Genomic DNA, 7,288 nt, shown 5'->3' with positions numbered 1-7,288 from the left:
TCAGGTCGGACCCCCAACTCGCGTGCTACCTGTGCCGGCTTCTTCTCTCCGCTCGTCGCCAGCCGCACCGCCTCCACCTTGAACTCGCGCGTGTACTGCCTTCGCTTCTCAGCCATGGACCACCTCCTCGCCCGAACCTACAGGCTTATTGAGGTGTCCACCACCGTGGGGCAATCCCACTCCGCGGCAGGAACCATCTTCCGCGCCGAACAGCCTCGCGCAGTTTGCGAGGCTTCCCGTGGTTGTTGCCGCGACTTCAGTCGCCGGTGAGGAAGCCGGATCGCGCACTTCGAGGCCAGCCACACCGCAACCGCCGGGTCGGTGCGCCTCCGATGCTCACGTGCATTCCGGCGATAGATCCTTCGGCCTGCAAGTGACTGTGCGGCGGCGGGTTGTGGAGTGGCCGGCCTCAGGATGACGTCATCGGGGTGTCGATCGAGGGTAAACGCCCATCGACGTAGAAACGCCCCATCGACATGGAAACGGAGAAGCGAAGGATCTTCCCGATCCTCCGCTTCTCCGTTTCTCTGCGTGCAACCTGCGGTTCCGGGTCAGCCCGGATCGCGCGGCAGCTCGATGTGGAAGATGGATCCCTTCGGCGCGCGGGGGCGGAGCGACACCGTGCCGCCGTGCACCCCCTCGACCACCTGGCGCACCAGCAGGAGCCCCAGCCCGCTCCCGCCCGGCCGCGTGGTGAACGGCCGCGTGAAGAGCCCGGCCCGGTGCTCCGGCGCCACCCCCGGCCCGTCGTCCCACACCGAGATGCGCACCCGGTCGCCCGCGGCGCGCACCGTGACCCCCACCGAGCCGGCGGGGCCCACCGCCTGCACCGCGTTCAGCACCAGGTTGCGGATCGCCCGCGCCAGCAGCGCCTGGTGCCCCCGCACCCCGCCCGGCTCGCCGGGGAGCGGCGCGTCCACCGTGAGGGTCACGCCCGGCGGGCACGGAACGCCGCGCACCGCCTCGGCGGCGGCCTGGGCGGCATCCACGTCCTCGGGCAGCATCCCGCCGGGAAGCGCCCGGAGCTCGTGCACGGTGCGCGACACCTCGGCCGCCGCCTCCAGCGCGCGCTCGGCCAGGTCGCCGGCGCGCCCGGCCAGCCGCTCCTCGGCCAGCAGGTGCACCAGCCCCACCAGCGTGCTCACCGGGGTGGTCAGCTCGTGGGCAAGAAAGGAGGAAAGCTGCGCCTCCGCGTCGGGCGCGGGGCGGGGAAGCGGCGGGGGCCCGGCGGGGTCCGCGGCCCCCAGGTGGAACACGGGTACCGCGGGAGCACGGACTTCGTCGGACATGGAGACTACCGGGGGAGAAGTGCAAGGTCCTGCTTACCGACGGGCGCGGGGCCTCCGCGGAGGCCCCGGCCCATGCGGCGCGGGGCGGCGTGTGGGCCGCCCCGCGTCCGTTCCGCACCGGCCCGCTCAGGCAGGCGTTTCGCCCTCGCCGCCGTTGCGGCGGCGGCGGCGGTACGCGCCGGCCAGCCCGGCCAGCCCCGTGCCCACCAGCGCCAGCGTCACCGGCTCCGGCGTGGTGCTCGTCGGGTCGCAGTCCACGCCCGTCGTGCACTTCACCGAACCCTGGTCGCTCTGCGCGTGGATCTGGATCTGGGTGTCGGTCGCGTCCAGGTTCCACGCCCCGGTCATGCTGAAGGTCATGGTCACCCAGCCGAAGTCCGGGCCCCCGTCGGTCACGTTCCCCGACCCGCAGGTGGGCGTCATCCACAGGTTGTTGCTGCCCCCTGGAAGGATGTTGCCGCAGCTGCTGGCGATTGAGCCGTCGTTCCCGTTCACCCCGGCGTCGAAGTCCAGGCCGAACGTTCCGCCCGCGCCGCCGTTGTTCACGACGGCCCACGAGGGCGGCGGGTTGCTGGCGTTCGAGGTGCGGTACGGGCCCGTCATGGTGGTGACGTTCCCCTCGACCGCGTCGGGGATGCCGTTCGCCGCGTTCGCGTTGAAGAACGAGATCGAGGTGAAGACGAAGTTCTGGTAGGAACCGTAGAGCCCCGACAGGTTCTTCACCCAGAGGGTCACGTTGTTGCCCACGACCTGCAGCTTCACGGACGCGCAGGTGGTGAGGCCCGGGAGCGCGGCTCCGCAGACGTTCATCCACTCACGATACCCTGGGCTGGCGTGGGCCGGGTGGGCAGTGGCCGCGCTGAGCGCGAGCACCGCCGCGACTACGACTTTCCTGCGCATTGAATTGTCCTCCGCGCGAAGAAGGGGGGGAAGCGGGCAGGCGGGCCGGGCGTGGGATCGTCCGGGGAAGCCAGCGGCCGCGGGGGCGGATGCCCGCATGTGCGGGCTGCGTTGCGCCATGCCACAACGCAATGCCCGCGCCCCGCGCGTAGTGTTCCCATGCCCTCGTTCAGATCGCACGGATGTGCTTCAATTGCAACAGGTTGTGAAGATCGTCGGAAAACCGGGCGGGCCCTGGATCGCGCACGCTTGTGGGCCGCCCGCAACACTGGTCGTGGTGCGCCCGCACCGCCGTTGCGCCGCCGCATCAGCCGTGGCGCGACCGGGTCGACACCCCCGGGCATCTCACGGAGGCGCGGAGGTCACGGAGAACGGATCCGCGGTTCCTCCTCGCCACCGGTGAGAGACTTCGGGAATCTCGACGCGAGCGGCGATGCCGGACGGCAGAAAGCCGCCGCCGCGCGTGGTGCGCGGCGGCGGCTCGTTCCATCTGCCGGCGGGGATCAGGCTACGGCGGCGCCGGCCAGGGGGCGCTCGGCGCCGCTCCCGGCGCCCAGCTCGGCGGCCACGCGCGCCAGCGCGGCCACCACCGGACGCAGCGAGCGCGTGACCCCGCGCACCGTCACCGTCATCATCCCCGCGTCCACCGAGCGCAGCAGCTCGCCGCTGGACAGCGTGAGCAGGTCGGCGAAGGGCGCCATGTGGTTGGGCGCCAGCGGCGAGGCCTCGGTAAGCCCCAGCCGGTTCAGCAGGCTCTCGGCCTCGGCCGAGGCGTAGCGGTCGCTCACGCGGCGCCCGAAGCGCCAGAGCAGGTACGACACCTTCAGCGCCAGGTGCGCCACCGCCTGGGCCAGCACGGCGGCGTCGGCGCCGTCGGCCCCCGGGGAGCGCGATTCCAGATCGTCGGCGGTCTCGAGCGCCAGCGTGCAGAGGCTCTCGATCTCCCGCTCGAGGATGTGCAGGCGGATGGGGTTCATTGAACGCCTCGTCGAGGTCGTGGGGGTGGAGTCGGGGAAAGAAACGCCGGAGTCGGCGGTCCCGCAAGAGAGTTGCAAAACTTTCGATCCTTCCCGGCCCGTCGTGGCCTCGAAGGGCCGCAAACGCGGAGGGGAGGCGGGGTTTCGGGGGGAGTGCGCCGTCGATACGTAGCAAGGCCCGCGCCAGCATCCGGCCCCGCTTCCGTCCGGCCCGCCGTCCCGAAAAACGCGCGGAGGGGACGGCCCGCGGCGCCCGCGCGGCGGGTCTCAAGCCGCGTGCTTCTCCGTCACCATCATCCGCCGGGCCTCCTCGGCGTCCACGGGGCCGCAGAGGAAGAACCCCTGCACGAAGTCGCACCCCATCGACCGCAGCCGCGTCATCTGCTCGTCGGTCTCCACCCCGCCCACCACCACCACCAGGTGCAGCGCGTGCGCCAGGCTCACGATGGCGCGCAGCACCTCGGGGTCGCCCGCCTCCTGCTGCAGCACCGAGCGGTGCACCTTCACCGCCTCCACCTCCAGCCGCCTGAGCGACGCGGGGGTGGAGCCCACGGTGCCGTACTGGTCCACCTGCACCACCACGCCCAGCCCGCGCAGCGCGCGCAGCACCTCCTCCACCCGCGAGTCGGCCAGCACCGACTCGGGCACTTCCAGCCGCAGCAGCGACGGCTCGGCGCCGGTTTCCGCCAGCACCTTGCGCAGGTGCTCCACGCCGTCGTGCGAGAGGAGCTCGCGCGCCGAGACGTTCACGCTCACCCGCGGCGAGCGCTCGCCGAACTGGCGCTGCCAGGCGTGCAGCTGGCGGCAGGCCTCGCGCAGCACCCAGCGGTCGATGGCCCCCACCAGCCCGGTGTCCTCGGCCACGGGAACGAAGTGCCGCGCCTCCAGCGTTCCCCGCGAGGGGTGGCGCCAGCGCACCAGCGCCTCGAACGAGGAGATGAGCCCCGTCTCCATCGAGATCACCGGCTGGTACTGCAGGCTCAGGCCGCCGCCGCGCACCGCGGTGCGCAGGTCGCTCTCCAGCTGCAGGCGCGCCAGCGTGCTCTCGTGCATCTCGCGGTCGAACACCTCGTAGCGCGCCTTGCCGCCGGCCTTGGCGCGGTACAGCGCGGTGTCGGCCTGGCGCATCAGCTCGGCCAGGTCGTTCCCCGCCGTGCCGCTCACCGCGATGCCGATGCTGGTGGTCACGAACAGCTCGTGCGGGCTGAGGCGGAAGGGCGACACCAGCTCGGCGCGGATGCGGTCGGCCACGCGGGTGGCGTCGCCGGGGTCGCCGATGGAGTGCAGCAGCACGGTGAACTCGTCGCCGCCCAGGCGGCACACGGTGTCGCCGGGGCGCACGCACTGCTGCAGCCGCCCGGCGATGTCCACCAGCACGCGGTCGCCCAGCTCGTGCCCCATCCGGTCGTTGATGTGCTTGAAGTCGTCCACGTCCACCAGCAGGATCGCGAAGAGCGCCCCGGGGTCGCGGGTGGAGGCGCGGGCGGTGTGCTGCAGGCGGTCCAGGAAGAGCGCGCGGTTGGGAAGCCCGGTGAGCGGGTCGTGCAGCGCCTCGTGCACCAGCTGCTCCTCGAGCCGCTTCTGCCGCGTCACGTCGCGCGCCAGCCCCTGCACCCCGGCGTCGCCGCTGCCGCGGCGCACGGGCGCCTCGATCAGCTCCAGGTACACGGTGCGGCCGCGACGGTCGCGGAAGGCGTGGATGTGCGAGGCGCCGTTCTCGGCCGCCGCTTCCGGGGCGGGTCCCGCCGGGCAGGGCTCGGCGAGGCGCTCCAGCGGGGTGCCCACCAGCTCTTCGGGCGCGTACCCCAGCACCCGCGACACGCCGGGCGACACGTACTCCAGCACGCCGGCTCCGTCCTGGTGGTAGAAGAAGAGCTCGGCGCTCCCGTCCACGATCTCGCGCAGCACCGCGTCGGCGGCCAGCCCGGCGGCCAGCTCGGGGACGGCGCACAGGTAGAGCAGGGTGCAGCCGTCCACCAGCACCAGCCGCGCGGTGGTCTCCTGGCGGTTGCCGTCGCGGCGGGCCAGCGCCAGCGGCAGCTCGGGGGCGGCGCCGGCGCGGGCGGCGTCGAGCGCCTCCTGGGCGCGCGCGCGGTCCTCGGGCCACACCAGCGACAGGAAGGGCGCGTCGATCAGCGACCCCGCCGGCGCGTGCCACAGGTCGCGGCACGCCGGGTTGGCCGCGGTCACGCGTCCCCAGCTGTCCACCGCCAGCACGGCGTGCGGGCTGCCGAGAAACACGCCGCGGTAGTCCAGCCCTTCCGGGGCGCACTCCACGGGGTGTCCGCCGGTATCCGCGGTCACGCCCGGAGCGGGCCCGATCGGCCCGGCCGAGAAGTCGGCGTGCACACTCATGGGCTCCCGTGCGGGGTAGGAAGGGGCCGGCGGAAATCGCCGGGTGGACCGCCGCCAGCGAGGGGGCAAGAAGCAGGCAAGTCCGGGCCTTCGGCCCACGAAAGATTCCGGGCCGCGCAAGTCGTTTTCCCGCAACCGGATGTGTGGCGCGACCGTCCATCACGCGCCGTCACCGTACTCCGCGGCGTTGCGGCGCGCACTCAACAGGTGCGGCACGCGGCACGGCGAAGGCGTAGCAGCGGACGGGGATGTCCCTCGACTGAACGGAAGCCCCGTCGTCCAATCTCCCGTTCCCCATGCCGCCAGGTCCTCACGCGAAGACGCGGAGACGCGGGGAACTGATTCGTTTCTCCGCGCCTCCGCGTCTCGGCGTGAGATCTCGAGGGATGCCGGAAGACGAACGGGGGATGGAAGATGCACGAACGGGCCTGCCCCACGGCGGAGCAGGCCCTGCGCGCGTGCGCCGTACCGACGGAAAGCGTCAGGCCGGCGTGAGCGTGCGGTTCGAGCGGCGGCGGCGGAAGCCGAAGCCCCCCAGGCCGGCAAGGCCCGTCGCCATCAGCATCATCGACACCGGCTCGGGCGTGACGGTGACTCCGGAGATCTCGAACTCGAGATCGTTGTAGTCCTCGTCGCCGCCGTCCACCGTGTCTTCCCAGCCGCCGCGGAACTGGAAGGTCCCGCCGCCCAGGTCGGTGATGGACAGGTGGAAGCGGCTGTCCTTGTTCCGCGACAGCGGGCCGGAGAAGTAGGTGTAGTCGTCGCCGTCCTGGGTCTTCCAGTTGGCGCCGCCCGGCCCCTCCTCGTACTCGTTGTGCACGAACAGGCCCAGCAGCACCTCCTCGCCCACGCCGAACGAGTAGCCCCCGCCCAGCACCACCACGCTTCCCGTGGGGCTGCCGGGCACGGGCGTGCCGTCCAGCCGGTACCCGTTCTGGCTGTAGAACAGGTCGTCGACGGTGCCGGAGTTGGTGTAGTCGACCACGTTGCCGGTGTAGTTCACCGCGCCGTAGCCGTTGCGGAACCACTGCATGGTGTTGAAGTACGCGGCACTGCTGCCGATGTAGCGAACCGTGACCGATCCGCCCAGGGCAATGAACTTCTCCCCCAGGAAGCTTACCGCGTGGGCCTGCGCGGGAAGCATCACCAGCGCCGCCCCGGCCGCGAGCATCAGCGCGCGGGCACGAAAGCGTTTCATGTGGCGTTCTCCTTCAGTCGAGGGCTCACCAGCACTCCGTCCGCGCGAGCGCCCTTCCGCGCGCGCACCGTACCGGCCCGGCGCGTAGCCTTCCATCCCCCTGCACCCAGCGCCGCCGCCGCGGGGGCGATCAGCGCCGCCATCAGCAGCGCCGTGCCCGAGGCCACGGTCATCCCGCCCTTCATCCGCGGGTCCACGATCGACCGCAGCTGCAGGAAGTCCAGCGTGAACATGGCGGCCACCAGCACGGTGCCCACCGCGATCGCCAGGCAGACCGCGGCCAGCGCGCGCACCGTGCGGCGGTGTTCCAGCGCCACCCCGGCCACCATGGCCAGCATGATCCCCAGCAGCGGCGTGACCAGCGTTTTCAGCACGATGCCGCCCACGCCGAAGCGCCACGACAGCTCGCCGGTCTGGAACGGCCAGGCGCCGGCGACCACCTCGATGGTGGGCACCAGCACGAGCAGCGCGGCCACGGGGTACACGGCCAGCAGCACCGGCCGCCGGTTCAACTCGTCCATGGGGTCCTCGGTCTCCTTCCCGGGTAGGGTTTCATGCGCCGGACTCCC

At 72.2% G+C, this 7,288-nt stretch carries 7 protein-coding genes; all 7 read right to left on the bottom strand.

What is annotated here, in order from left to right; all coding sequences use genetic code 11:
• The coding region (locus VLK66_RS03200) for a transposase (protein WP_325307805.1) at positions 1-116 on the bottom strand (116 nt) is incomplete at its 3' end.
• Positions 117-551: 435 nt separating this feature from the next.
• Positions 552-1,289 carry a HAMP domain-containing sensor histidine kinase gene (locus tag VLK66_RS03195; protein WP_325307860.1) on the bottom strand — a complete coding sequence of 246 codons (738 nt, stop codon included), beginning with the start codon at positions 1,287-1,289 and terminating at the stop codon, positions 552-554.
• Between the two features lie 126 nt (positions 1,290-1,415).
• Positions 1,416-2,099: a PEP-CTERM sorting domain-containing protein gene (locus VLK66_RS03190; RefSeq protein WP_325307858.1), complete on the bottom strand. Its 684-nt coding sequence runs from the start codon at positions 2,097-2,099 to the stop codon at positions 1,416-1,418.
• Between the two features lie 593 nt (positions 2,100-2,692).
• Positions 2,693-3,166, bottom strand: a complete 474-nt coding sequence (locus VLK66_RS03185) for a hypothetical protein (protein WP_325307856.1) — start codon at positions 3,164-3,166, stop codon at positions 2,693-2,695.
• A gap of 267 nt (positions 3,167-3,433) precedes the next feature.
• On the bottom strand, positions 3,434-5,521 hold the full coding sequence (locus VLK66_RS03180) for a putative bifunctional diguanylate cyclase/phosphodiesterase (RefSeq protein ID WP_325307854.1): 2,088 nt from the start codon (positions 5,519-5,521) through the stop codon (positions 3,434-3,436).
• Between the two features lie 481 nt (positions 5,522-6,002).
• Positions 6,003-6,719, bottom strand: coding sequence for a PEP-CTERM sorting domain-containing protein (locus VLK66_RS03175; protein WP_325307853.1), 717 nt, complete (start codon positions 6,717-6,719; stop codon positions 6,003-6,005).
• On the bottom strand, positions 6,716-7,240 hold the full coding sequence (locus VLK66_RS03170) for a hypothetical protein (protein WP_325307851.1): 525 nt from the start codon (positions 7,238-7,240) through the stop codon (positions 6,716-6,718). The genes VLK66_RS03175 and VLK66_RS03170 overlap by 4 nt, the downstream gene beginning before the upstream one ends.
• Positions 7,241-7,288: the final 48 nt, after the last annotated feature.

The organism is Longimicrobium sp. (assembly GCF_035474595.1).
In the GTDB taxonomy this organism is placed as follows: Bacteria; Gemmatimonadota; Gemmatimonadetes; order Longimicrobiales; family Longimicrobiaceae; genus Longimicrobium.
Note: the sequence above shows the minus strand (reverse complement) of the source record. Positions and strands in the feature narration are given on the sequence as shown.

Bases quoted from the DNA above. Each gene is read 5' to 3' on its own strand.
- VLK66_RS03190 (WP_325307858.1), bottom strand. From the start codon at position 2,099: ATGAACGTCTGCGGAGCCGCGCTCCCGGGCCTCACCACCTGCGCGTCC.
- VLK66_RS03180 (WP_325307854.1), bottom strand. From the start codon at position 5,521: ATGAGTGTGCACGCCGACTTCTCGGCCGGGCCGATCGGGCCCGCTCCG.
- VLK66_RS03195 (WP_325307860.1), bottom strand. From the start codon at position 1,289: ATGTCCGACGAAGTCCGTGCTCCCGCGGTACCCGTGTTCCACCTGGGG.
- VLK66_RS03175 (WP_325307853.1), bottom strand. From the start codon at position 6,719: ATGAAACGCTTTCGTGCCCGCGCGCTGATGCTCGCGGCCGGGGCGGCG.
- VLK66_RS03185 (WP_325307856.1), bottom strand. From the start codon at position 3,166: ATGAACCCCATCCGCCTGCACATCCTCGAGCGGGAGATCGAGAGCCTC.
- VLK66_RS03170 (WP_325307851.1), bottom strand. From the start codon at position 7,240: ATGGACGAGTTGAACCGGCGGCCGGTGCTGCTGGCCGTGTACCCCGTG.